Source organism: Vibrio sp. 10N.222.49.C12 (genome assembly GCF_041475025.1).
In the GTDB taxonomy this organism is placed as follows: domain Bacteria; phylum Pseudomonadota; class Gammaproteobacteria; order Enterobacterales; family Vibrionaceae; genus Vibrio; species Vibrio crassostreae_C.
The window spans coordinates 1-22,674 of record NZ_JBFRVF010000014.1; the positions used below are offsets into that span (position 1 = coordinate 1).

At 45.0% G+C, this 22,674-nt stretch carries 22 protein-coding genes; 10 read left to right on the top strand and 12 right to left on the bottom strand.

Annotation, left to right across the window (positions count from 1 at the left end; genetic code table 11):
* Positions 1 to 94: 94 nt before the first annotated feature.
* Positions 95 to 1,429, bottom strand: coding sequence for an MATE family efflux transporter (locus AB4583_RS04255; RefSeq protein WP_017069196.1), 1,335 nt, complete (start codon positions 1,427 to 1,429; stop codon positions 95 to 97).
* 262 nt (positions 1,430 to 1,691) lie between these two features.
* Positions 1,692 to 2,666 (bottom strand): helix-turn-helix domain-containing protein, encoded by a 975-nt coding sequence (locus AB4583_RS04260; RefSeq protein ID WP_372116558.1) that lies wholly within the window; start codon positions 2,664 to 2,666, stop codon positions 1,692 to 1,694.
* A 92-nt stretch (positions 2,667 to 2,758) separates the two neighbouring features.
* On the opposite strand from AB4583_RS04260, the gene AB4583_RS04265 reads away from it, so the two are divergent.
* Both AB4583_RS04265 and AB4583_RS04270 read left to right on the top strand, forming a co-directional pair.
* A complete protein-coding gene (locus AB4583_RS04265) occupies positions 2,759 to 4,114 on the top strand; it encodes a serine hydrolase (protein WP_017060556.1) in 1,356 nt (451 codons plus the stop codon).
* A gap of 66 nt (positions 4,115 to 4,180) precedes the next feature.
* Positions 4,181 to 4,972: a hypothetical protein gene (locus tag AB4583_RS04270; RefSeq protein ID WP_017060557.1), complete on the top strand. Its 792-nt coding sequence runs from the start codon at positions 4,181 to 4,183 to the stop codon at positions 4,970 to 4,972.
* Between the two features lie 95 nt (positions 4,973 to 5,067).
* On the opposite strand, the gene ppsA is transcribed toward AB4583_RS04270, so the two are convergent.
* Entirely contained in the window at positions 5,068 to 7,440 is a 2,373-nt protein-coding gene (gene ppsA / locus AB4583_RS04275) for a phosphoenolpyruvate synthase (protein ID WP_050645846.1), read from the bottom strand.
* Between the two features lie 178 nt (positions 7,441 to 7,618).
* Here ppsA and AB4583_RS04280 point away from each other — a divergent pair, with 178 nt between their 5' ends.
* The gene (locus tag AB4583_RS04280) at positions 7,619 to 8,452 is read left to right on the top strand and encodes a pyruvate, water dikinase regulatory protein (RefSeq protein ID WP_372051315.1); all 834 of its coding nucleotides are present in this window, start codon (positions 7,619 to 7,621) and stop codon (positions 8,450 to 8,452) included.
* 119 nt (positions 8,453 to 8,571) lie between these two features.
* Here the strand turns inward: AB4583_RS04280 and grxB are convergent, their stop codons facing one another.
* From grxB to AB4583_RS04295, 3 genes are all read right to left on the bottom strand, one after another.
* Positions 8,572 to 9,204: a glutaredoxin 2 gene (gene grxB / locus AB4583_RS04285; RefSeq protein ID WP_017069201.1), complete on the bottom strand. Its 633-nt coding sequence runs from the start codon at positions 9,202 to 9,204 to the stop codon at positions 8,572 to 8,574.
* A gap of 347 nt (positions 9,205 to 9,551) precedes the next feature.
* Positions 9,552 to 9,710 carry a hypothetical protein gene (locus AB4583_RS04290; RefSeq protein WP_004733064.1) on the bottom strand — a complete coding sequence of 53 codons (159 nt, stop codon included), beginning with the start codon at positions 9,708 to 9,710 and terminating at the stop codon, positions 9,552 to 9,554.
* 164 nt (positions 9,711 to 9,874) lie between these two features.
* Entirely contained in the window at positions 9,875 to 10,855 is a 981-nt protein-coding gene (locus tag AB4583_RS04295; RefSeq protein ID WP_017069202.1) for a Gfo/Idh/MocA family protein, read from the bottom strand.
* A gap of 219 nt (positions 10,856 to 11,074) precedes the next feature.
* Between AB4583_RS04295 and AB4583_RS04300 the strand changes: the two genes are divergently transcribed.
* Positions 11,075 to 11,557 carry a GNAT family N-acetyltransferase gene (locus tag AB4583_RS04300; protein ID WP_017069203.1) on the top strand — a complete coding sequence of 161 codons (483 nt, stop codon included), beginning with the start codon at positions 11,075 to 11,077 and terminating at the stop codon, positions 11,555 to 11,557.
* A gap of 2 nt (positions 11,558 to 11,559) precedes the next feature.
* Positions 11,560 to 12,351 (top strand): murein L,D-transpeptidase family protein, encoded by a 792-nt coding sequence (locus AB4583_RS04305; RefSeq protein WP_372116561.1) that lies wholly within the window; start codon positions 11,560 to 11,562, stop codon positions 12,349 to 12,351.
* Positions 12,352 to 12,455: 104 nt separating this feature from the next.
* Here AB4583_RS04305 and AB4583_RS04310 read toward each other — a convergent pair whose 3' ends face one another.
* The 3 genes from AB4583_RS04310 to AB4583_RS04320 all read right to left on the bottom strand — a co-directional run bounded on the left by AB4583_RS04310 (position 12,456) and on the right by AB4583_RS04320 (position 14,887).
* The gene (locus tag AB4583_RS04310; RefSeq protein ID WP_372051317.1) at positions 12,456 to 13,193 is read right to left on the bottom strand and encodes a sulfite exporter TauE/SafE family protein; all 738 of its coding nucleotides are present in this window, start codon (positions 13,191 to 13,193) and stop codon (positions 12,456 to 12,458) included.
* Positions 13,194 to 13,353: 160 nt separating this feature from the next.
* Entirely contained in the window at positions 13,354 to 14,073 is a 720-nt protein-coding gene (locus AB4583_RS04315) for a glycerophosphodiester phosphodiesterase family protein (protein ID WP_372116563.1), read from the bottom strand.
* 211 nt (positions 14,074 to 14,284) lie between these two features.
* Positions 14,285 to 14,887 (bottom strand): 2OG-Fe(II) oxygenase, encoded by a 603-nt coding sequence (locus AB4583_RS04320; protein WP_017069207.1) that lies wholly within the window; start codon positions 14,885 to 14,887, stop codon positions 14,285 to 14,287.
* 202 nt (positions 14,888 to 15,089) lie between these two features.
* On the opposite strand from AB4583_RS04320, the gene AB4583_RS04325 reads away from it, so the two are divergent.
* Positions 15,090 to 15,878, top strand: coding sequence for an MBL fold metallo-hydrolase (locus AB4583_RS04325; protein ID WP_017067276.1), 789 nt, complete (start codon positions 15,090 to 15,092; stop codon positions 15,876 to 15,878).
* 146 nt (positions 15,879 to 16,024) lie between these two features.
* Here the strand turns inward: AB4583_RS04325 and AB4583_RS04330 are convergent, their stop codons facing one another.
* Together AB4583_RS04330 and rimK are read right to left on the bottom strand one after the other, a co-directional pair.
* Positions 16,025 to 16,453 (bottom strand): RimK/LysX family protein, encoded by a 429-nt coding sequence (locus AB4583_RS04330; protein ID WP_017069208.1) that lies wholly within the window; start codon positions 16,451 to 16,453, stop codon positions 16,025 to 16,027.
* Positions 16,454 to 16,485: 32 nt separating this feature from the next.
* Positions 16,486 to 17,391 carry a 30S ribosomal protein S6--L-glutamate ligase gene (gene rimK, locus AB4583_RS04335; protein WP_004740040.1) on the bottom strand — a complete coding sequence of 302 codons (906 nt, stop codon included), beginning with the start codon at positions 17,389 to 17,391 and terminating at the stop codon, positions 16,486 to 16,488.
* A 602-nt stretch (positions 17,392 to 17,993) separates the two neighbouring features.
* On the opposite strand from rimK, the gene AB4583_RS04340 reads away from it, so the two are divergent.
* Together AB4583_RS04340 and AB4583_RS04345 are read left to right on the top strand one after the other, a co-directional pair.
* Positions 17,994 to 19,778 carry an SgrR family transcriptional regulator gene (locus AB4583_RS04340; RefSeq protein WP_017069209.1) on the top strand — a complete coding sequence of 595 codons (1,785 nt, stop codon included), beginning with the start codon at positions 17,994 to 17,996 and terminating at the stop codon, positions 19,776 to 19,778.
* 187 nt (positions 19,779 to 19,965) lie between these two features.
* The gene (locus tag AB4583_RS04345) at positions 19,966 to 21,027 is read left to right on the top strand and encodes an MBL fold metallo-hydrolase (RefSeq protein WP_029235615.1); all 1,062 of its coding nucleotides are present in this window, start codon (positions 19,966 to 19,968) and stop codon (positions 21,025 to 21,027) included.
* A 111-nt stretch (positions 21,028 to 21,138) separates the two neighbouring features.
* Here AB4583_RS04345 and AB4583_RS04350 read toward each other — a convergent pair whose 3' ends face one another.
* Positions 21,139 to 21,564, bottom strand: coding sequence for a MarR family winged helix-turn-helix transcriptional regulator (locus tag AB4583_RS04350; RefSeq protein ID WP_017060573.1), 426 nt, complete (start codon positions 21,562 to 21,564; stop codon positions 21,139 to 21,141).
* 97 nt (positions 21,565 to 21,661) lie between these two features.
* Here AB4583_RS04350 and AB4583_RS04355 point away from each other — a divergent pair, with 97 nt between their 5' ends.
* Together AB4583_RS04355 and AB4583_RS04360 are read left to right on the top strand one after the other, a co-directional pair.
* Entirely contained in the window at positions 21,662 to 22,153 is a 492-nt protein-coding gene (locus tag AB4583_RS04355) for a DUF2798 domain-containing protein (protein ID WP_017069211.1), read from the top strand.
* 33 nt (positions 22,154 to 22,186) lie between these two features.
* On the top strand, positions 22,187 to 22,492 hold the full coding sequence (locus AB4583_RS04360; protein WP_017069212.1) for a DUF3861 domain-containing protein: 306 nt from the start codon (positions 22,187 to 22,189) through the stop codon (positions 22,490 to 22,492).
* Positions 22,493 to 22,674 lie beyond the last annotated feature (182 nt).

Here is a 22,674-nt window from a genome sequence, read left to right on the forward strand (position 1 = left end):
CTTTAACTGATCGGCATTACAGCCTAAGTGGCTGCTTTTTCGTTTAATAACTTTATAGCGGTTTAGCTGGCAAGCCGTTTAGTTCGCTAACTGATTAATTAGAAAGCTTAGCCTCGACTTGCCCAAGTGCGCGTTGGTACATAAACCAAGCACATGTACCGGCAAGCACATTACCCACCATGGCACCCCAGAACAGGCCTTCAATACCAGCAAGCTGCGAACCAATCCACAAGCAAGGCAAGAAGAAGGCGAACAGGCGCAGTGCTGATATCGTTAAGGCAGTATAAGACTTACCAAGCGCATTCGAGATAGAAACCATCAGCATACAGATACCCAACGGCCCTAAACTGATAGGAACGATAAGTAAGTGGTAGTTCAAAATGGTCGAGACTTCGTCTTCGCTGGTCATGAGATTTGCCAACCCGCCAGAGAACATCCAAGTTACCAGTGCGATCACCAATTGGAATCCTAATACAAACATCACGGCAATCTTCACAAGACTACGTATGTTCCCTAGGTTCTTTTCTCCCAACATTCGGCCAATCATAGGTGGCATCGACATAGTCAGAGCAAGCACTGCAACAATCGAAAAGAACTCAAAACGTGAACCTAGCGCCCAAGCTGCAACGGCTGCTGTGCCGTAGCCTGCAAGCAGTTTGGTGGCGAGCATCGAAGAGACTGGTGGAAGTAGCTGACTGATCATCGCAGGCCCCATGATGTTTCCTATAGAACGAATACTCTTGCCGATATCAAGATCGTGCCAGTCGAATGTCATCCAATGCTTCTTAGTTACCTTAGGAGCAACGATAAAGATACCCGCACCGAACGCCAAGATGGTCGCAATCGCGGCTCCGTTGATGCCCATGTCGAGCGTGAATATGAAAATCGGGTCCAATATCAAGTTGATGATGCTGGTCGCGATCATCATCGAACCGGGCAGCATGGTATTACCATTGGCACGACACACACTGTAGAAAAAGTAGAGCAGTGCGCCTGTCCAAGAGCTTACCAGCCAATAGATCCAGTAATAATCAATGATCGGTAGTACCGTCGGTGGTGCATCGAGGAGTTGTAAAATAGGACCACGCAACAGATAGATGATGACCGAGAACAGCGCGACACTCACACTGCCCATCGCAACGACTAATCCGCCGAGCTGTTTGGCATAGCGTATCTCGTTAGCCCCAATAGCTCTCGCGATCACAGCCGTTGTCGCGATGCCTAGTCCGACTTGAATCCCGATAATGATCATCTGAATTGGTAGCGTGAAGCCTTGAACCGCGAGCGGCAGTACGCCTAACTGGCCAATAAAAGCACTGTCTACAAGTTGGAAGCTCATCAGGGAGAGCACCCCAAACAGCATTGGCCATGTCATTGTATAGAGTTGTCGGCCAAGAGAAGGCGAGGGAGTTGCGGTCGTAGAATTCATAACACTCTTATCAGTCTTGAAGGTAGGTTTGTCGTAGTGACAATCCACTCAATGAAGAATTGCGTAAAGGATAACGTAACGTTAGCTCGATACCAATAAATGTCATTAAATCTATCGATATTACCTTTGCACAGTTTCATCGGTATGTGAGCATTGTACAATGTAACTTTATGCGTTCGCTTATTGAAATTTAAGGTGTCGTATCTTGTTTCTGAGTTTTATATTAGCGGATTGGGTCTAAAGGTTTTCCATTCGACTATTTCTAATGTTTCGCTTTATCCCGATAACTTGGTGGCGTGACTCCAACCCAACCTTTGAATGCACGATTGAAATTACTCAAGTCGCTGTAACCCACTTGCCAACTGATGTCTTGAACAGAAAGGTTGGTCTCTTCAAGTAGCTGTTTTGCTTTAGCTTCCCGAACTTGTTCTTTGGCTTGTTTAAAGAGAATGTTTTTGCTATTCAGGTTTCTCTGCAGCGTTCGTTTTGTCATGCCGAGCATGGTCGCAAACCACTCAATATTGAACCAAGGTAGAGTCGCATAGGTGTCTATTAATATCTCGACAGCGTGATGCCAATCTTGGGTACTATTTCGTTCTGAAATGGCACGATAATCATCGGGCAGCGGAATCGAGAACGCACCGTATTGCTGTTCAAACTGAATATCAGAATCAAAGAAATGCTTAGGTAATTTACGTGCGCTGTTGTGCTTAGAGACCAACTTGGCGTGTGATGGTTGCCAGCGACTGTCAATGAACTTACGGCATAGGCTAATCACGATCAGGGCGCGAAACCATTCTGCTTGTTCAAAACCTGAGGTCGATGGGTGATAGCAACTTCGATGACACAACCACCACAATCCATCGCTTTTTTCCGTCCATATGGTGACGTGATTACTTAAGGTCGATATTTCAGTAATCAAGCAGCGTACCGCTTGCTCGAGAGAAGTGCATTGTTCAATTTTTCGGTCTAGCTCAGGTGACAATTGCTCTAGAGAGGCCTTACGTCCAACCTCAATCCCTATCGAATAGCCAAACTTACGCTCAAGGCCATGAATGAAGCGAATCACGTCTTGTGTAGGAAGCCATTGATTGGATTGTGTCAGTTCAATGGGTAGACCGCACGCAACGGCGACGGTGCGCCAATCCAGTCTATGTTTGTCACAATACTGAATATATGGAGCAATGTTACTGGTCGAAGTGAGCAGTATGCTGGTGGTGTTCGATGATGCTTTCATTGTTTTGTGCCTACCATTAAATGTCATCAAGTGACCTAATTAAGTGTAGCGCATCTCCCTATACTTTTCCTAACCCAAACAGGAGAACAATTATGAAACTTAAACACATTGCCGTTCTAGTATCGTTAGCGACCCCATCATCATTTGCTCTTGCAGCAAACCCAGTTGAAGAAGCTCTGAAAGTTGAAGGTGCTCAAGTTACCTTGACCGTGAAAGAGGCGAGCACAGCATTTACCCCAAGTTTTACTGACTCAGCTCGTGAGTTATTCAATAACTTTCATTGGCAGATGGGCGGCGACCACAGCGTTTACTACAACATGCACATGAGTGAGTTTCTACCAACGGCACTGGCGGCTCCAAACGAAGAGTACAAGCCTTTAGTCAAAAATATCGACCCACGACTCGCTGCACTGAAAGTTGATACTGAAAGCAAAGGTCAGTTGACAATGGATGAGTACTTGGCGGATGAACAGTTCCGTACCCAAGGCTTTATGTTGATTCACAAAGGGGAGATCGTTTACGAAGCTTACCCAGGTATGAAGCCGACAGATACGCACGTTTGGGCATCTACAGCAAAAACGACGGTTGGCACAGTGATCGCAATGTTAGTGGAAGAGGGCAAAGTCGACCCTGAAAAAGAGATCGCTGAGTATGTTTCTGAATTGAAAGGAACGAACTGGGATGGCATCACAGTACACCAAGTTCTGAACATGTCGACCGCGCTAGACAATGAAGAGACATTAGAGTCTATCTTGAACCCAGACTCTGATGTGGTGCGTTTCTTTGCGGCATCGTTTAACTCACCTCGTGCAAAAACGGGTGAAATGGAAACTTGGATGGAAGTGGCTCAAGGTGCACAGAAACTGGAAGGTGAAAAAGCCGGTGACCATTTCCGTTACGCATCTATCAACACCATGGTGCTGACTAAGTTAGTTGAAAACGTTGAGAACAAAACTTGGACTCAAGTATTCGAAGATCGTGTTTGGTCAAAAGTGCACGCACGTCAACCAATGCAATTCAACTTGACGCCAGATGGCATGGCGATCGCGGTTGGCTTGGTTTCATCAACGGTAGAAGACATGGCTCGCTGGGGAACACTATTTACACCTAGCTGGAAAGCGGTGGCTGATGAGCCAGTGGTGTCACAAGCTGTGATTGATCGTATCCGCAACGGCGGTGATCCAAAAGCATTCGTAGGTACTAGCAAAGAGAGCAGTTCACTGCACGCATACAACGAAAAAGCAGACTACAACGCATACCAATTTGATTTCATTTTCAATGACGGTGCAATGTCGAAAAGTGGCAACCTAGGCCAATTTATTTACATCGATCCTGCACGTGACTTTGTGGGTGTGATGTTCTCAACCAACCCATACCACTCAGGTTTTGGTGAGAATAAAGGCCCTGCACTAATGCGTTCGGCAGCAAAACTACTTGCTGACAAGTAATCTATTTATTACCTAACAGGATGTTCCAGGCTTCAAGGAGGAAGCAAACGACTTTCGAGAGAGATAATGAAAAAGTTTGCTCTATTAATCCCGTTGAGTTTAGGTCTAGCCCTTCCTGCACATGCCGATTCAGATTCCGAACGTGTTATCGATCCTGCTGATGTCACTAAAGTTTATACTCAAGCTGCATTGATGCTGAATGGTAGTTCAGATATCCAATTTCAAGGGCAAGTTTCTGGCGGTTTAGAAAACGGTCAGCAGTTTGCCCTACTGGCCGAAGGGACGTTTGTCGATGAAAGCAACACAGCGCTTCGCGATCCAGACAAATTCGGTACAGAGTACAGCAACTCTAGAATTCAGTACTTCCACGTCTTTGAAACAGGGACGAAAGCTACGCCTAAAGTGGGTCTTTCATTAGATTATATTAATACGCGCAACAGTATTAAAAATGACTTATTGTCGGTTGGCGGTGTTGTTGCGATTAATCCAGCTTATACCGGTGGATTCCTGGTATTTCCAAGAGCAGGACTGATGACTGGTAGTATGGAGATCCCTGGCGTCACTTCATCTAAAGATGATTTAACGGGATACTCGCTTGGTTTGATTACCGCGAAGCATCTCGGTGACTCTGGCGCTTATGTGTCTCTGGTTCCTGAGTGGCAAGATCTTTCTGGTGATGATATCGACATGCAAAACTTCTCATTTAAAACATCGTTAAATGTGCCGATGAACACTGCAAGAACTTGGTGGTTGAATACGCGCTATGACATTACCAAAGCGGATGTTGATGTGAAAGGTGTGCCAATGCCGAATGGTTGGCAAACCGAAGCTTGGGTTGGTGTGAGATACTACTTCTAGCGCTCTAGCCAGCTAATTTGGAAAGAACCTAAAAAAGCCAGTCAACGTGACTGGCTTTTGTCGTTAAGGTACCGCGTGAAGCGTTACTTATTTACTTATTTATTAGCAACGTTACCTAGCTTCAACCACGTATCGATAACCGTATCCGGGTTTAGTGAAACAGAGCTGATGCCTTGCTCCATTAACCACTCTGCTAGGTCGTCATGGTCAGATGGGCCTTGGCCACAAATACCCACGTATTTACCCGCTTTGGTTGCCGCATCGATCGCCATTTTCAGCATTGCTTTCACGGCTGGGTTACGCTCATCGAAGAGGTGTGCCACATCGCCTGAATCTCGGTCGAGGCCAAGTGTCAGTTGCGTCATGTCGTTTGAACCGATAGAGAAGCCATCGAAGTACTTCAAGAACTCATCAGCCAAGATTGCGTTCGATGGTAGCTCACACATCATGATCACTTTCAGACCTTGGTCGCCACGGCGAAGGTCGAATTTAGCCAGAATGTCGATAACCGATGCCGCTTCGCTTGGAGTACGAACGAATGGGATCATGATTTCAACGTTCTTAAGGCCCATTTCGTTGCGAACGCGTTTGATCGCTTGAGTTTCTAGCTCGAAACAGTCTTCGAATACTGGTGAGATGTAACGAGATGCACCACGGAAGCCCAGCATTGGGTTCTCTTCATGCGGTTCAAACGTTTTACCGCCGACTAGGTTGCTGTACTCGTTCGACTTAAAGTCAGACATACGTACGATCACACGCTTAGGCCAGAATGCAGAAGCGATAGTCGCGATGCCTTCTGTTAATTTGCTTACGTAGAAATCGATAGGATCTTTGTAGCCACGAATACGTTCGTTGATTTCCGCTTTTAGCTCATCCGTTTGTGCATCGAAGTTAAGCAGCGCTTTAGGGTGAATACCGATCATCTTGTTGATGATGAATTCTAGACGAGCAAGGCCAACACCTTCGTTCGGGATTTGTGCAAAGTCGAAGGCACGATCTGGGTTACCCACGTTCATCATTACTTTGGTTGGTAGCATTGGTAGCTCATCAACCTCAGAACGTTTGATTTCAAAATCGAGTTCGCCGTTGTAAACGTAGCCTGTTTCGCCTTCTGAACATGACACTGTCACGGTATCGCCATCGTTTAGGCTGCTTGTTGCTGTACCACAACCAACAATCGCTGGGATACCAAGCTCGCGAGCAATGATCGCAGCGTGACAAGTACGGCCACCACGGTTAGTCACAATCGCAGACGCTTTCTTCATCACAGGTTCCCAGTCTGGGTCTGTCATGTCAGTTACCAGCACGTCGCCTTCTTGAACCAGTGACATTTGGTCTAGAGAATCAACCAAGCGAACAGGGCCAGAGCCGATACGCTGACCGATAGCGCGGCCTTCAACCAAGACATCCGCCTTATTGTTTAGCTCGTAACGCTCGATAACGTTTTGATCGCTTTGAGAACATACGGTTTCTGGGCGAGCCTGAACGATGTAAAGCTTGCCGTCGATGCCATCTTTCGCCCACTCAATGTCCATTGGACGTTGGTAGTGCTTCTCGATGATCATCGCTTGTTTTGCTAGCTCTTTGATCTCTTCATCGTTGAGTGAGAACTCGTTACGCTCTTGAGTGTCGGTGTCGATGATATCGACTTGCTTGCCGATTTCTTGATTGGTCGAGTAGATCATCTTGATCAACTTAGAACCAAACGTCTTTTTAACGATTGGGTAGTGACCTGCTTCTAACATTGGCTTGTGAACGTAGAACTCGTCTGGGTTCACTGCGCCCTGTACAACCATTTCACCCAAGCCCCAAGAAGAGGTGATGAACACGACTTGGTCGAAGCCAGACTCAGTATCAAGCGTGAACATCACACCTGAAGAGGCTTTGTCTGAGCGAACCATGCGCTGGATACCCGCAGACAATGAAATGCCACGGTGGTCAAAGCCTTGGTGTACACGGTAAGAGATAGCGCGGTCGTTAAACAGTGACGCGTAAACGTGCTTGGTTGCTTCGAGTACCGCGTCGATGCCTTTCACGTTAAGGAAGGTTTCTTGCTGGCCTGCGAATGAAGCATCTGGAAGGTCTTCTGCGGTTGCAGATGAACGCACAGCTACAGACAATTCTTCGTTGTCTTCGATTAGCTCGCGGTAGTTATCACGGATGTCTTGCTCTAGTGATTCTGGGAAGGGTGCGTCTAGAACCCATTGTCGAATCGTTGCACCTGTCTTACGCAGTGCGTCAACGTCTTCAACATCAAGTTCATCAAGTAGTTGGTGGATGCGCTCATCAAGACCTTTGTAGTCAAGAAAGTCGTTAAACGCATAAGAGGTGGTAGCAAAACCATTAGGTACAGAAACACCAGCATTGGACAGGTTAGAAACCATCTCGCCCAGTGAGGCGTTCTTACCGCCGACTTTGTCGACATCTTCCATGGATAGGCCATTGAACCATAGGGTATTATTTTGCATTTATTTCTCCAGAAACATAGCAAGCATTGTAGGGATTTAAAGGCAAACGATTACGTATCAGTTTAAAAAAATGTAAATTATTTTTTAAAGCTGTGGGGGACGTAATAGTCAGCAGGGTTTCGTTATATATATTATGGTTCCCATCCTACTCAAAATAATTTTAAACATTAAATAAAAAATGCAAATTGATATCCAAAGTCGTGATGTATTCTATGTTTCTGATGGAACGGCCATAACATGTGAGACTTTAGGGCATGTTGTTCTAGGTCAATTCCCTTTTAAAGCCAATGAAAAAACCTTTCCGTTTGTGGAAAGTGAGGACAAACTTTCTGATTTATTAAAAGAGATTGAAATTTCGTATCGTGATACGGGCAACCACCCGTTGGTCTTTTTTTCGATTGTGATTCCAGACATCAAGCAGAAGCTCTTGGAGGCACCAGCGCATTGTTATGACGTGCTAGAGAGTATTGTGCAGAAAGTGCAAGACGATACCCAAATGGCCCCGGTGCCTAAGCTGCAGCGCTCACGTAGTGTTAATAAAGATTCAGTGAAGTACTTCGACCGTATTGCTGCGATTGAATACACGCTGGCTCATGATGATGGCATCACGCTAAAAGGGCTTGAAGAGGCGGATATCATCCTATTGGGTGTGTCTCGAAGCGGTAAGACACCGACAAGTTTGTATATGGCGATGCAGTTTGGCTTGCGCGTAGCGAACTATCCGTTCATTCATGATGACTTGGCGCGCTTGAAGCTGTTACCCGAATTTGAGATCTACCGACACAAGCTGTTTGGTTTAACCATTGATGCGGAAAGGTTGACTGAAATCCGAGAGAATCGTTTAGCCGGCAGTGAATACGCGAGTGATTCGCAATGCTTGTATGAGTTGCAAACGGTAGAGTCGATGTTTCGCCGAGAAGCGATACCTTACATCAACACGTCTTCGCTATCGGTTGAAGAAATTTCGACACGAATCTTGGAGCGAACAGGGTTGAGAAGACGCTTGTTGTAGAAAAAGACAATTGAGTCATAAAAGTCGAAGCTCGTACGAACAATGGTTCGGGGAGCTTCGATTTTTCGTTTAGGCTGGTTGCTAACGGCTAACGGCTAACGGCTTAACAAATTAGCAAATTAGCGAAGAAGCTTGATGCCTAACGTTTGACTCTGTTTTTCTAACCAACGCTCAAGTGTTGGCGGCCATGTGATACTTGGTTCAACACAGAAGCCACGAAGCATTGAGAAATAGAGTGCTTGATCAACTAAAGGTAGCGATGACTCACCATTCTCTAGATCCAGTAAGAGTTCGGCATCTTTCAGTAATGGGTTAATCAGTTGAACGAACTGAGGCGTCTTTTCTAACAGTTCTTCAAAGTTAAAACCTTCGGTCTCTTTACTGGCACGCCAAGCTTCTTTGGCTCCAGCAGAGCGATATTCAGCCAAGTCGAGGTTCCACCAACGTGGGCGTCCAATCTGTTGAGTAAGAGGGAATGCGCGAGTTTGGAACACAGTCACTTGCTCAGATGGCACACGCTGCTCATCGTTTGATTTCAAGTCCATGAAGTACGCGATGATATCTAGGCTCTCTGCCATGATAGAGCCATCGTCTTTTTGTAAGACGGGCACCATCTTTTTACCGATCAGATCGATAAGGGTTTGGGCATCATCATAATCGACAGAAACAAGCTCAATGTTCAAGCCTAGCGATTGAGCAATGTAGGAGACTCTTGCACAGAAAGGGCAGTGATCGTAAATGTAAAGCTTCATAGCTTCCCTCATTCGGGTCATTCTTAGTATAAGATGATGCTAATGTACCAGAAACTTTCGCAGACAATAAGCCTTTGTTAACAAGAACTATTCACTGCGATTAAGTGCACGGGAATATCAAGAGAACGATGAGAATAAGCACCTAGTGTAGAAACTCGTTGCCTAATTCTATTGTCAGTTGAGTGCGGTTTTATTGTAACGAGTAAGCGAATGAGAAAGCTAGTGGGTAAATTACAGGCATAAAAAAGGCTCTGGCTGCTTACTCTAATGCAGAAGAGTGAAGTCAGCCAAAGCCTCAATTTTGTTACCTTTAGTAGAGTGACTACTAAAAGGGCAGAGTGGTTAAACTATGCTTTTTTAAGATCTTGCGCTGGGTAAGTAAGCGTCATTGCGCCTTCTACCGTTGTAACGTGAACGTAGCCGCCACCAGCACTTAGGCCAGTTACTACCATTTCACCTAGTTCAACACCTTTTGTTGCTACAACGCGATCATCAACTGAAAACACTTTACACACCTTCAATAAATTAAATAAATACGATAGATATCGAACGCGGATTTAAACAGATGGGACCTCAGTCAACTAATCCGGTTATTTGTCGTAAAGATTAAATTCAGTTATGTATAAATAATTATGTATTAAAAATCAGTTTGTTAACTTACGCTGTGACGTTATTTATCCGCTGGATACACTACACCAACTTGTTGGCGCATCTCTGTAATTAACTTCGCAACCGTTAAAGCGCGCAGTTGGGCCTGCGCTTGTGTTGCGTTGTCGCCAGCAATGCAGCTAGCAAAGGCCTGCGCTTCGTAACTCATGGAGTTTTCGCTTTGTTCTTGAGTAAGGTTTTCTACCGTGCCATCGCGGTAGCGGATCTTAACGTCAGTACATTCAGCGATGTGATCGATGATGATCGCCCCTAATTCACCTTGGATCTCGCTTGGCGCATAAGAGTCGCTGACTTTGGAGTGCGCAAGGGTCACATCAAACTCAGGGTATTGGAAGATCGCACAGCCATGAGCATCGACACCTGAATCAAGTAGCTTTGCAGAAGCCTGTGCGTTTTCAGGTTTGCCAAATAGCGCGACTGTCGCGGCAACACAGTAAAAGCCAATATCGACCAATGAGCCGTTAGAAAAAGCTGGGTTGAAGGTATTTGGGTTCTCGCCGTTTAGGTATTTTTGGTAGCGCGATGAATACTGGCAGTAGTTGATGTGTGCTTTATGTACCTTGCCAATCTTTTCTAACCCAAGTTGAACTTGCTTAAAGTTCGGTAGGAATTGAGATTTATACGCCTCAAACAGCACCACACCGTTTTTCTCAGCGACTTCGAACATGCGTGTTGCTTCATCAATATTTGATGCAACCGGCTTTTCACAGATAACATGCTTGCCGTGTTCCATCATGAAGATAGATTGCTCGCAATGCAGTGAGTTAGGGGAAGCGATGTACACGGCTTCTACAGTGTTGTCATTGGCCAATGCGTCGAGTGAGTCATACGTGGTTTCAACGTCAAATTCTTGGGCGAACTGTGCCGCGCTGTCTAGATTTCGAGAGTAAACCGCAGCAAGTTGCATCGATTGAGATTCGTGCGCAGCTTGAACAAACTTTTGTGTAATCCAATTGGTTCCAATTACAGCAAACTTAATCATATAGGTATCCAGTCGTTAGTCGTCGTTAGTATATTGATTCTGCAGAGATAGTAGCACTCAACGGCTGGCAATGTGCCTGAGATTTACGGAACAATTTCCCTAAACATAGTGCCTAATATTAATGTTCAGCCTTCACAGAGCGTCTGAGTTGACCAGTGTAACGGTGCACAACTAAGCCATTTTTGCTAAGGTGTTATTGAATTCAAACAAGGTGATGATATGCAAATCCGGGCGGCCAAGGTAACTGATATTAACGCGATCTTAGCGCTCTCTGAGCAGATAAACCGTCAACATCATCTTGGTGCGCCTATGGTATTTGCACCAGCGTCACAAGGCTTGGCCGACAGTGAAGAGTATTGGTTAGGTTTGATGCTTGACCCACTTGGCGCTTTCTTGGTTGCAGTAGACGACAAGCAAGTCGTTGGCTTTTTAGCGGGTAAGGTAACGCAGAACAAAGGCGTCAGTTTTATTCAGCCGCACAAGGTGGCAAGGGTCAATACGATTGTGGTGAACGATCAGGTTCAGAGCCAAGGTGCTGGTCGAGCGTTAATGAAGTCTTTTAATCAATGGGCGCAGGCGAGAGGAGCGATAGAACTTAGGTTGGAGGTAATGGAGTTTAACCAACAAGCTCAGGGTTTCTATGAGTCGTTAGGAATGGAAACTCAGTCACGAACCATGTCCATGCGTTTTGAGGAGATCTAAAGGTGCGTCTGTTTCTGCCTTTATCACTGTGTTTACTGTTTGTGGCTTCGAACGCGAATGCTGAGCAAGTCGTGGTCGAGAAAATAGTCTCTGACGCGACCGCTATCGAAACCATCGTATTCGAGTCTGCACCGGCTCATTCTCAACGTGTCTCAACGTCTTCATCTAACTCAAACTCTTCCACGAGCTCAAACTCTTCCACGAGCTCAAACTCCGAGCATGTGATTATTGTGGATGATGTTCTTAACAGTAGCCCTGATGAAAAGGTAGCTCAGCTTTCTCAAGGGTCATCGAAACGTCCACCTCAAAGTTCCTCTCGACAGTTTTACAACGTACCGGATAGCGCATCTGAGATAGATTCGCTGTCGCAAGTGGTTACGTTAGTTAAAGTCGATAAATCGAAACGTAGGATGTATCTGCTAAAAGGTGAAGAGGTGATTCAGGAGTTTCGTATTGCGCTAGGCAAACAACCGAAAGGGCATAAACGCTTTGAAGGGGACAACCGAACGCCGGAAGGGGAATACCAGCTCGATTATGTGATGGAAGAGTCGGACTTTTATCGCTCAGTACATATTAACTATCCGCAACCTTCGGATATGCAATGGGCAGAGCAAAATGATGTAGATCCTGGAGGAAACATCAAAATCCATGGCATCAAAAACGGCGAGCGTCGTTCGCCGAGCTTTATTCAAAGTTTTGATTGGACGGATGGCTGTATCGCGTTAACCAATCAAGATATGGATGAGTTTCTCCAACTTGTAAAAATGGGTACCCCTATCCATATCGAATGGTAGTCATTGGTACCCAGTTTTCTTAATCACTTTCCGCAGTCAATTAGCGCAATCAATTCGCGAAACCAATTCGTAAAAGCAACGTCCAAAATTAAACGCTAAAGCCGTTACAGTAAGACTCGACCTGCACTGAATATTGCAATCACAATCAGCAATGCAATGGTGACTGGCTTAAACTTCGCTCCACCAAATCTTTCGAACAGTTTAGAACCCACATAACCGCCAAACATGCTGCTTGGTAGAAGCGCGAGAGTCAGCCAAACTACATCGCGGTCGACTAACCCAGCGATAGATGCCGAAACAAACGCAGTGGAATCAGCCAATACAAAGAACGCAATCAGGCCTGCTCTGGCAATGTGCGGAGCGACTGGGCTTGCTAATGCATGAGTGCCAATTGGAGGCCCTGACATCGAAGCCGCGCCGTTCATTACACCCGCAAGGCTTCCTAGAATATAGGGAGTAAATCTAGGTTCGCTTTTGTACTGGAAACCTTTGTAGATCATAAGTGCAGACGCAAAAATGAAGGCACTGATGATCAAGATGATCGTGTCTTGGCTAACGGATTTAAGCAGAAGTAAGCCGACTGGTGTGAAGGCAAAACAAGGGATAAATACCTTTAAAACCCAGCGCCAGTTAACGTGTTTTCGAACTTTAGGCAGTAATTGGATATTACCTAACAGGTCGATCAGCATGAATACAGGAACCAGTTCAATAACAGGTACGAATAACGCACTCAATGGCAATGCCACTAAGGTGAAACCAAAACCTGAGAAGCCACGAACAATAGCGGCGAAAATGAAGATTGCACCCAAAATTGGGAAGGTTGGACTAAAAATGAGATCCATAAATTAAGTAACCAATGAAGCTGTCTGTATAGAGCGAGCTAATGAAACCAAGTGAGTAGCGGAATGTACTCCTACTCACTTGTGTTTGCTACCTAATTTTAAGGTTTCCCGAGAGTTAATTTTAAAGTCTCTCGGGGTTGTTTTTGCGGTATTTGTTTGGTCAATTTATAGAGGCAAATTGATTCGGAAAATCAGTGAATACGGCATCTACTTTTGAGATGAATTTGAAGTGAGACGGATCGTTTACTGTGTAGCACCAAGTTTGGATGTTTGCTTCACTGAGTGTATCAAGATCGCTCTGATTCACATGCTCGTAGTTCATGTGACAGCTGAACACTTTAACCTCGTCAATCAACATCAAGTCGGCTTGAGTCAGTTGCTCAGTGAGCACACCAACTCGGTATCTCGGCAGGTGACGAGCCATTTCAGAAACGACTTGATGGCTGAAACTTGAAAGCAGCACTCTGTCGGTGTCTAGATTTGAACGAATTAACTCGGTATGCAGCAAATCAACGACATGAGGCGCTTGATGTCGACTGTCGACTTTGATTTCTAAATTGACGCTAAGGTCATGTTGCTCAACAAGCGCGAGCAACTCTTCCAACGTCAATATTCTTTCACCAGCGAACTGCTCAGACTTCCAACTGCCAAAATCGAGCTGACGCAGTTCTGCAAGGGTGTGTTCGTCGACACGACCCTTGCCATCACTGCAGCGCTCAAGGGTGTGGTCGTGACAAACCACAAGTTGATCATCCTGAGTGGGCTGAATATCTACTTCAATCCATTTCAAGCCGAGTTTAGCGGCTTGTTCAATGCTTGCTTTGGTATTTTCTGGGTGAGTACCTGCTACACCCCGATGACCTACGATGATAGACGACATAATTAATCCTTCTTAAAGACGCACCGTAAATATTTATTAAATATCAGTTTTCCCGAATACGCCAGAGTAATTGCTGGGCAAGAGTCTCTACACAGGATTCGGCTCATAAAAGTGATATTTTCCTCTTAGTACTTTCCTAGCAGTACTAAGTGGAAAAGCCTCTCGAGTGGAGAGGCTTTGGATGAGATGAGGCTTTGACCCGAACCTCGCTTTAGTGTGCGATATCGAGTTGGTTGTCTTTCACGCCGTTAATACGGAACCAACCTGCAATACTGAATCGCTCTGTGTTGGTTGGCAGAACCTCGTGTGGGAACTGTTCAGATAAGAACACAAATAAGCGGCCTGACTTTGGTGGAATGGTCGCGATGTGGTTGTCTTTTAGGTCGTAAACCACAAGTTCACCAGCGTCTTCTTCTGTCCACTCATCATTCATATAGAACACAGTGGTCAGGCGGCGGTTTTCATTGCCCTTGAAACAGTCTAAGTGCTTCTGGTAGAAGTCGCCTTTTTCGTATTTAGCAAAGTGCGCTTCGTACTCGAACAGACCCAAAAAGAACGCTTGGTTTGCCGCTAAACGAATTTGTTCCATTTTGTCTAGGAACAGAGATGCTGGCTGACCTATATCGCGGCGCACCCATTGAATCTTGTCACTACGAATGGTCGACTCTCGCGTTACTTCATCGTTACGGCCAATCCTAGCCTTTTTCCAGTTCTCTGGAATGCAATCCCTCAATGCCACCACTTCTTCTTGAGTTAAGAAGTCATCCCAAACGAAATAACCTTGGGTAGAAAGAGCATCGATTAATTGGTTCATGTATAGCACTCAGACAATAAATTAGAGGCGCATATATAGTCCTAATAACTTAGGTCAACAAATCACGTATTTTGTCGTCACGATAAAAGAGCGGAAGAGCATGGTACTTTGATGTGATTTTATAGTTAACAAATTTGTTACAAATAAATGTGAGTTTGCTATGGTATAGGTCTGACCAGTTGTTTTATCACAAGGAGCGGTTTTGCAGCTGCATACCATCAAAGGCTATATCCAAGACATGTATCTCGTAGAGTACCCAGATAGGTTGCTGTTACTTGATGGTGCGTGCCGTGCGGATATTCCTCATCTTAGGGCTTTCATTGAAGATGAGCTTGGCCGTGAATTTAGCGACCTACATACTGTGGTTGTTACACACATGCATCCGGACCACGCAGGGGCAGCGCATACGCTCAGAAAGCTGACTAATTGTCATTTGGTGGCAGCAAACAGAGACAAAGATTGGTATCACGGCATCGATGGCATTTTGATGCACCTGACCGACTTAGCGCTTGCTAGGTGGATGGCGAACCGCTTAGGCAAGCCTAAAGCAAACCTATGGTATTCAAGAAAGTTAAAGCCGGACTACAAGCTGTCTGATGGGGATAGTATTCCAGGGTTTGATGATTGGTTGGTTCTTGAAACACCGGGCCATACCGACCGTGATCTCTCGGTCTATTGCCCATCACACAGCGTGGCTTATGTTGCCGATTTAATGGTCGAGGTTAAGAAGAAGCTGATTCCGCCGTTTCCTATCTTTCACCCTAATAAGTATCGAGCGTCTGTATCGCGCATTTATGACATGCAGCTCGATACCTTGCTGGTGGCGCATGGTGGGCAAGTCGATTTCAGTCAGAAGGCTTTTGAACACCTGCTGATGAGTGCCCCAAGAAGGCCTGTTACACATTGGCGAGTGACGAAAATCAAAACCAAGAAATTACTTTTATCGATTGGGCGATTTGGTTTTCAATCTCATGGTAAATCGAAGAAATAGATCAGAAGCTTGAATGCAAAGTCGTGTATTCAGAGCTGAAAGTAGAAATAGAAAAATAGATAGCAATAAGGCCAGTCATGAGACTGGCCTTATATCGTTGTGAGTAGCTTTAGTTATAACCTGTGGAGCGGTTACGATGACTCGGATTAGTGAGTCAGCAGGAATTCACCCGCAGGGTCAACAATCACTTTGTCACTCATGCCTTGACGTCCAAGCAACATCATGTAAGTCATGTCTTGACGGTTGCTTAGCGTGATATCGATAGGCCATTCCTGACCACCGATTCTGAGCATGGTTTCAATCACGCAACGGTGTTCAACTTCGCCGTTAGATGATTTAATTTTCTTACTTGTTTTCAGTTTCGCCTTGCAGCGCACCGTCTCTTCTAGGTGATAAACGTCTGGGTGAAGGTCGAACTCTACGAATTTCTCACCATTTGATTTAACACATAGTAGATTGTCTACGTGTAGAGAAGAGGTTTTAGCCCCTGTATCAACACGTGTATGTAGTCCAGTTATCCCTAACTCTGGTAAGCAAAGTGCTTCGGTATTCCCTATGATCATTTTATTGTTCATTTTCTTTCCAATCATGAGTTATCGGTATTCAATCAGCCCTTGCCACGAGTACGGTTAGCGTTTGGTTTTGCATTCTTCTCGATGAATTCGAAAATCATGTCTGCTACATCTTTACCCGTTGCTTTCTCGATGCCTTCTAGGCCTGGAGAAGAGTTTACTTCCATTACTACTGGGCCGTTCTTAGATTGTAGGATATCTACACCACATAGGTTTAATCCCATGATTTTCGCTGCATTGATTGCTGTTGCGCGCTCTTCTTTGGTTAGTTTAACCAGCTGAGCAGTGCCGCCACGGTGCAGGTTAGAGCGGAATTCACCTTCACCAGCTTGACGCTTCATTGCAGCAATTACTTTGTTGCCAACAACAAAACAACGGATGTCTGCGCCATTTGCTTCTTCAATGAACTCTTGAACCAAGATGTTCGCTTTTAGGCCCATGAACGCTTCGATAACGCTTTCTGCTGCTTTGTTTGTTTCTGCTAGTACAACGCCGATACCTTGAGTGCCTTCAAGAAGCTTGATCACAAGTGGCGCGCCGCCTACGTTTTTGATCAGGTCTTGAATCTTGTCTGGGCGGCTAGCGAAACCTGTTTTTGGTAAGCCAATACCTTTACGAGACAACAGTTGTAGTGAGCGCAGTTTGTCGCGAGAGCGACTGATTGCTACTGACTCATTGATACAAAAAGTGCCCATCATTTCAAATTGGCGAACAACCGCAGTTCCGTAAAAGGTAATGGAAGCGCCAATACGTGGAATAACAGCATCGTATTGAGGTAGCTCTTCACCCATGTAGCGAATCTTCGGATTGTTACTCGCGATATCTATATCACAGTGCAACGTGTCGATAACATCGACCTGATGACCACGTGCTTCTCCAGCCTGCTTTAGACGAGCGGTAGAGTATAGATTTTCGTTGCGAGAAAGAATTGCGATACGCATGGCGTTTCCTTAGTTAATACCTGATTGGTAACTGCAAATAAATTAGTTGTTAGCTGAGCTTTCAGTTTTTTCTGAGGCTCCTTGCTTGCTTCGGGGCGAACCTTAAGGCTTTTCGTTCAACTAAGAAAACGAATTAAATTTGTCGAGTCGACAACGGAAATTTATCGATTGTGTGAGCTATTGGTACAGCAGGCTTGAGAGGGGAATTGGAATGGAAAAGCGAGTTGAGACCTAACTCATATTGGGGGTAGGAGCATATTAGGTTGTACCCAACTCGCGTTTACTCGGTGCTAAAAAGTGTACTAATAACGCCAGTTACATAGATCTAAAAGTGTTCGTAGTGCTTCTCTTTCGAGCTTACGGCAGGTGCTTTTTAGCTTGTTAAGATAGTATTTTCTCATGGTCATTACTCTCTCTGGTTAGGCTTTATTTACAACCTATGGTTTGTTGCTGACCCGTTCATTATGGATAATTAAGAGGAACTAAAAAACAGATGGTATTTTTATTGGTTGTTCCTGTTTTGGTCGCATTACACTACTTTTTGATGAATGTGTTTTATAATGAGCTTAATTAGGAAGAGCTATCTTTAAAAGGTTCACTATTTGTCTGATCTAAACATGATGCGTTACTACACGCGGCTAGAATCGTTCGAGCCAAACATTTCTCATTCAGTCACCCTAGCCGAAGTAGCGGATATGCTGTTTACTAGTTTGCGCCATGCACGAACCTTGTTAGGCAAGATGCATCAGGCTGAGTGGGTAGTGTGGGAGCCTAAAGTGGGACGGAATCAACGTTCTAACCTGACATTACGTTTTAGTAATCAAGAAATGACTCAACATGTTGCCAGTAAATTGATAGAGCAGGGCAAATACGAAAAAGCACTCTCTATTTTGGAAGATGACCGCGCTGTATTTGGCTCTCTCCTCCAAGAAACCTCTGGCGCGACGATGCGCGAAGGGTTACTGCACGTCCAATTGACCTACAAACGTAAGTTTGAAGATCTCTTCCCGCACCATATACACCGCAGTAGCGAACGATTTTTGATCAGACAGGTGTTTAGCTGCCTAGTGACGTGTAATGGTAAAGGTGAGTTAAAGCCTGAACTAGCTCACCATTGGGAATATGACACTGAGCAACTGGTTTGGACTTTCTATCTGCGCCCCGGTCTGACATTTCATGATGGTCAGCCAGTTGATGCCAAGCAGCTGGTTGCTTTGTTTACTGCTTTACAAGCTCTGCCTTTCTATCAAGCTGAGTTAGATCATGTTTCTTCCATCTACAGTGAACAGCCATTGAGGATCAGCTTTCAACTCACCAAAGCAGACACCGGGTTCGCGGGCTTATTGGCTGGCGTTAAGTATTCGATTCAACCTGCTGCGCAAGTCACACGAGAGCCATCGCCATTAAATTCGGTCTCTCATGCTGTGATTGGAACCGGCCCCTTCAAAGTGGTTGAGACCAATAATGAACGAATCAAGCTTGCCGCATTTGAACACTATTATGGTTGCCGCTCGTTAACCGATGAGGTGACTATCTGGCAGTTTGAGGAATCAATGACGGGCACTGCTCGTTTCGATGACAGCCAAATGCACGTATCGCCTTATGGAAATTCTTCTTGTTTCCATCAATTAGGGAAAAGCGATGCGGAACTTGTTTCAGCAGACACAGACGGCCTTCGTAGCCGAGTCGAGGATGGTTGTTTGTTTGTTCTGTTCAATCAAAACTCAGCAGTGAATCCGTTAAGCGACGAGCAACGTAAGTACCTATCAGCCCTTGCAAACCCTCAGGCTATTTTGGCGCAACTGGAGCAAAACCAAGGATTATTCAGTGTCTCTTTGGCTCAGAACATATTGCCAAGTTGGCAGAAGCTGTATCGAACGCCTTCCAGAGAGAGCGAGTTGCCTAAGAAATTGAGCATTGCGGTATATAACTACTATGCCCTTTATCGGTGTGCCATTTCCGTGTCGGACATCCTTAAACGACATGGAGTGGAAGTTGAGGTGAACACCTACAGTTTTCGAGAATTGGCTCAGTTATCTCAGAGTGGCGAGTTAAAGGAGGACTTGGTGCTGTGTAACTTGAACCTCGATGACAATGCTCCGTCTTCGCTGTTCTCGTGGATGATGAACGATCCTGTTTTGCACTCTGCTTTAGGAGAGATGAACAGCGATTGGCTCAAGCAGCGCTTGGATAGTCATAAAGCATCCGTGGAACTGCCTAATTACTTGGCAGAGCTAGAACCCATCGCGTCTACTCTGATCTCAGATTATTGTTTAGTGCCTATGTTCCACCACTTACAGACCGTTCGTTTCCAAGGGATTCTGAAAAACGTGGCCATCACAAACTGGGGATGGCCAGACTTCAAGAATGTATGGTCTGCTGATTAACCTTTCTTACTAACTAAATAACTAAGTTAGCTCGTTTTCAAAGTCGGTTTTTCCAAAATCGACTTTGACACGCTTACGTCTAGATAAATTAAAAATTACACTCTGTGGTTTACTTTTTGGTTTTGGTATGTAAACTAGTCAGTGTAGTTTTTGAGTTGGGTCTTTCCCAACGGTTGAAGAGATACCAATGAAAAAATATCTATTACCGATTTTAGGAGTACTTGCCGTGGTCGCTATCGTAAGCACAGGTTCACAATCAAATGACAATCTAGATAAGCTTCCAAAGAAGTTTGCTAACAGTGAGTTAGAGTACAAATCGGGCATGTCTGATATTTTTTCAATCTTGAAAGCGTATGTAACCGTGGAAAGAAATGAGCCAGTGCCACGTGCTGCATTGCCTTTGATTCCGATGACAGCCGAGCAATTGATCGAAGAGACAGAAGACGTTGCGTACCGCTTAGGTCACTCAAGTGTGATGATGAAGCTAGATGGCAAGCTAGTGATGACTGACCCTGTGTTCAGTGATCGAGCATCACCAGTGCAATGGATGGGGCCAAAGCGCTTTCACCCAACCCCAATCTCACTGCAAGATCTACCTGACATCGATGTGGTAGTGATCAGCCATGATCACTACGACCATTTAGACAAAGGTGCCGTGAAGGTATTAGCCGACAAAGTAGGGACGTTCTTAGTGCCATTAAGAGTGGGCGCACTGTTGGAAAAGTGGGGCGTGGATAAAGAGAAGATCATCGAATTGAACTGGTGGGAATCGGCAACGGCCTCAGACATTGAGTTCACGTTGACACCGACACAGCATTTCTCTGGTCGTGGCTTGCTTGATCGTGACCAAACACTGTGGGGCAGTTGGGTTATTAACGCTTCAGACAAGAAAGTCTTCTTTAGCGGTGATTCTGGTTACTTCAATGGCTTTAAAGAGATTGGCGACCGTTTTGGGCCGTTTGATTTAACCATGGTTGAAACGGGTGCGTATAACTCACTTTGGGCGGATATTCATATGTTCCCAGAACAGAGTGTTCAGGCACACATTGATCTGCAAGGTAAGGTGATGATGCCAATCCACAACAGTACCTTCGACCTTTCTATGCATGATTGGCAAGACCCAATGGAACAAGCACTGGCGATTAGCAAAGAGCGAGATGTACAAATGGTAAGCCCGGTGATGGGTGAACGTTTGGTGATCTCAGAGCCTGTACCTGTTCAGGCATGGTGGAAACTAGCATCGAATTAGAGCTGTCATCCAAATAGACATAGCTAAACCACTAAGCTGTACAACCCAACTTATACACGAAACGCCACCGATCTTACGATTCGGTGGCGTATTTTAGTTTTATTTTTAAGATCAGCTTTCTAAGTTCTGCGCCATTTTCTTCGCAATTTTTCTGAATTGTTCTAACTCGTCTTCGGCCATGCCTTTGGTCATTCTCTTCAGCATGTCTCTATCGATATCCGAGACCTTACTCATGATCTCTTGACCCTTATCAGTCAGAACCAATAACTGGCTGCGCTTGTCTTCCGGGTTCGGAGACTTCTTCACAAGTTCCTGATTGATCAAGGCATTAATGAGCCGAGTGACCTGTGCTTTATCACGATCTAGGAAGTGTGCGATATCGATAGCGGTACATGGAGACTTCTTAGTAATGATCTTCATGACACGAATGTTCATAGGTGCGATCTCTGAGTCTAAGCTCTCAATCTGTTCGCTCATTTGACGTTTCAAAGAGTGCACTAGACGAAAGATTGATTCTAGCGATGTGTTATCAGACATAAACGATCCTTAGAAATATAGTTGACATTATCAACTACTGTATTTATAGTTGACATTATCAACTTAATTGTTCGTAAATTCAAGACAGGAAATAGATATGACGATTCAAGCAACTCTAACGCCAACTCTTCCTGAGCAAAAAGGCACACCGGTTTTATACAAAGTTTTGGTCATGATGAGCTTAATGCTGACGATTGGCGGCAGTTTAACGGCTGTGATGACTTACATGAATGTCGGATTCGGCGAGGAATTTATTGGCAACTGGCTTTCTTCGTTAGCCCTTGTTGTCGTGATCATGATGCCAATGGGCACGGTGATGATGGCTTTAGTCACCAAAGCCGTTGCTAGAGTGTTCACAACTTATAGCGAGAAAGTTCGCAACCTGATCGTAGGACTGATCATGGCATTCATAATGGAGTCCATGATGGCATTTGTAACAGCGGCAAATAACATTGGATTTTCGGATACATCGGCGTTTACCAGTGGATGGTTTAATGGATTTATTGCCGCGCTTCCTGTTGGCCTTACGATCATGGTCGTAATGTCGATGACGGTTAAACCTAAGCTAGAACGATTCATGAAGAGCTAGCCAAAACATTTCACAGCATTGTAGGAGATCCACATGAAAGCATTTACAGGCAAACACAATAACTACCGCATCACTATTGAAGAAGTGAGCGTTAAAGAAGACCGCGAACTTCAAACCATGCAGTTTGAAATTGAAGACAGAGAAAACATGTTCGCGATTGTTGAGAAGATCAAACAAGACAGCGGCTTAGATGAGCAATCAGCAGCACGACTAGGCGTGAGTATCCGCTTACTCGGCCCATTGATGATGCAAGATAGAAAGCATCCTCTGTTTGTTAATTTTATGCCTCACTTCAGAGACTTCATGCAAAACCTTAAGAAGACCTTGAAAGGGCAGTAAAGCCTAACCATCAGCAACACATCGAAAAGCCAGTAACGAACTTACTGGCTTTTGTTGTCTTTAAATCAAAATAATTTCAGTTGTTTGCGTCTAGAATATGCGAAAATTGATGGCTGAATTTTCGGTGTAGCACCGTTGTTGAATTGTCTATTCAAGCTTTAAGAAATCCGATATTATACTGG

Coding starts and splice junctions, on each gene's coding strand:
- AB4583_RS04255 (WP_017069196.1), bottom strand. CDS start 1,429: ATGAATTCTACGACCGCAACTCCCTCGCCTTCTCTTGGCCGACAACTC.
- AB4583_RS04260 (WP_372116558.1), bottom strand. CDS start 2,666: ATGAAAGCATCATCGAACACCACCAGCATACTGCTCACTTCGACCAGT.
- AB4583_RS04265 (WP_017060556.1), top strand. CDS start 2,759: ATGAAACTTAAACACATTGCCGTTCTAGTATCGTTAGCGACCCCATCA.
- AB4583_RS04270 (WP_017060557.1), top strand. CDS start 4,181: ATGAAAAAGTTTGCTCTATTAATCCCGTTGAGTTTAGGTCTAGCCCTT.
- ppsA (WP_050645846.1), bottom strand. CDS start 7,440: ATGCAAAATAATACCCTATGGTTCAATGGCCTATCCATGGAAGATGTC.
- AB4583_RS04280 (WP_372051315.1), top strand. CDS start 7,619: ATGCAAATTGATATCCAAAGTCGTGATGTATTCTATGTTTCTGATGGA.
- grxB (WP_017069201.1), bottom strand. CDS start 9,204: ATGAAGCTTTACATTTACGATCACTGCCCTTTCTGTGCAAGAGTCTCC.
- AB4583_RS04295 (WP_017069202.1), bottom strand. CDS start 10,855: ATGATTAAGTTTGCTGTAATTGGAACCAATTGGATTACACAAAAGTTT.
- AB4583_RS04300 (WP_017069203.1), top strand. CDS start 11,075: ATGCAAATCCGGGCGGCCAAGGTAACTGATATTAACGCGATCTTAGCG.
- AB4583_RS04310 (WP_372051317.1), bottom strand. CDS start 13,193: ATGGATCTCATTTTTAGTCCAACCTTCCCAATTTTGGGTGCAATCTTC.
- AB4583_RS04315 (WP_372116563.1), bottom strand. CDS start 14,073: ATGTCGTCTATCATCGTAGGTCATCGGGGTGTAGCAGGTACTCACCCA.
- AB4583_RS04320 (WP_017069207.1), bottom strand. CDS start 14,887: ATGAACCAATTAATCGATGCTCTTTCTACCCAAGGTTATTTCGTTTGG.
- AB4583_RS04330 (WP_017069208.1), bottom strand. CDS start 16,453: ATGAACAATAAAATGATCATAGGGAATACCGAAGCACTTTGCTTACCA.
- rimK (WP_004740040.1), bottom strand. CDS start 17,391: ATGCGTATCGCAATTCTTTCTCGCAACGAAAATCTATACTCTACCGCT.
- AB4583_RS04345 (WP_029235615.1), top strand. CDS start 19,966: ATGAAAAAATATCTATTACCGATTTTAGGAGTACTTGCCGTGGTCGCT.
- AB4583_RS04350 (WP_017060573.1), bottom strand. CDS start 21,564: ATGTCTGATAACACATCGCTAGAATCAATCTTTCGTCTAGTGCACTCT.
- AB4583_RS04355 (WP_017069211.1), top strand. CDS start 21,662: ATGACGATTCAAGCAACTCTAACGCCAACTCTTCCTGAGCAAAAAGGC.
- AB4583_RS04360 (WP_017069212.1), top strand. CDS start 22,187: ATGAAAGCATTTACAGGCAAACACAATAACTACCGCATCACTATTGAA.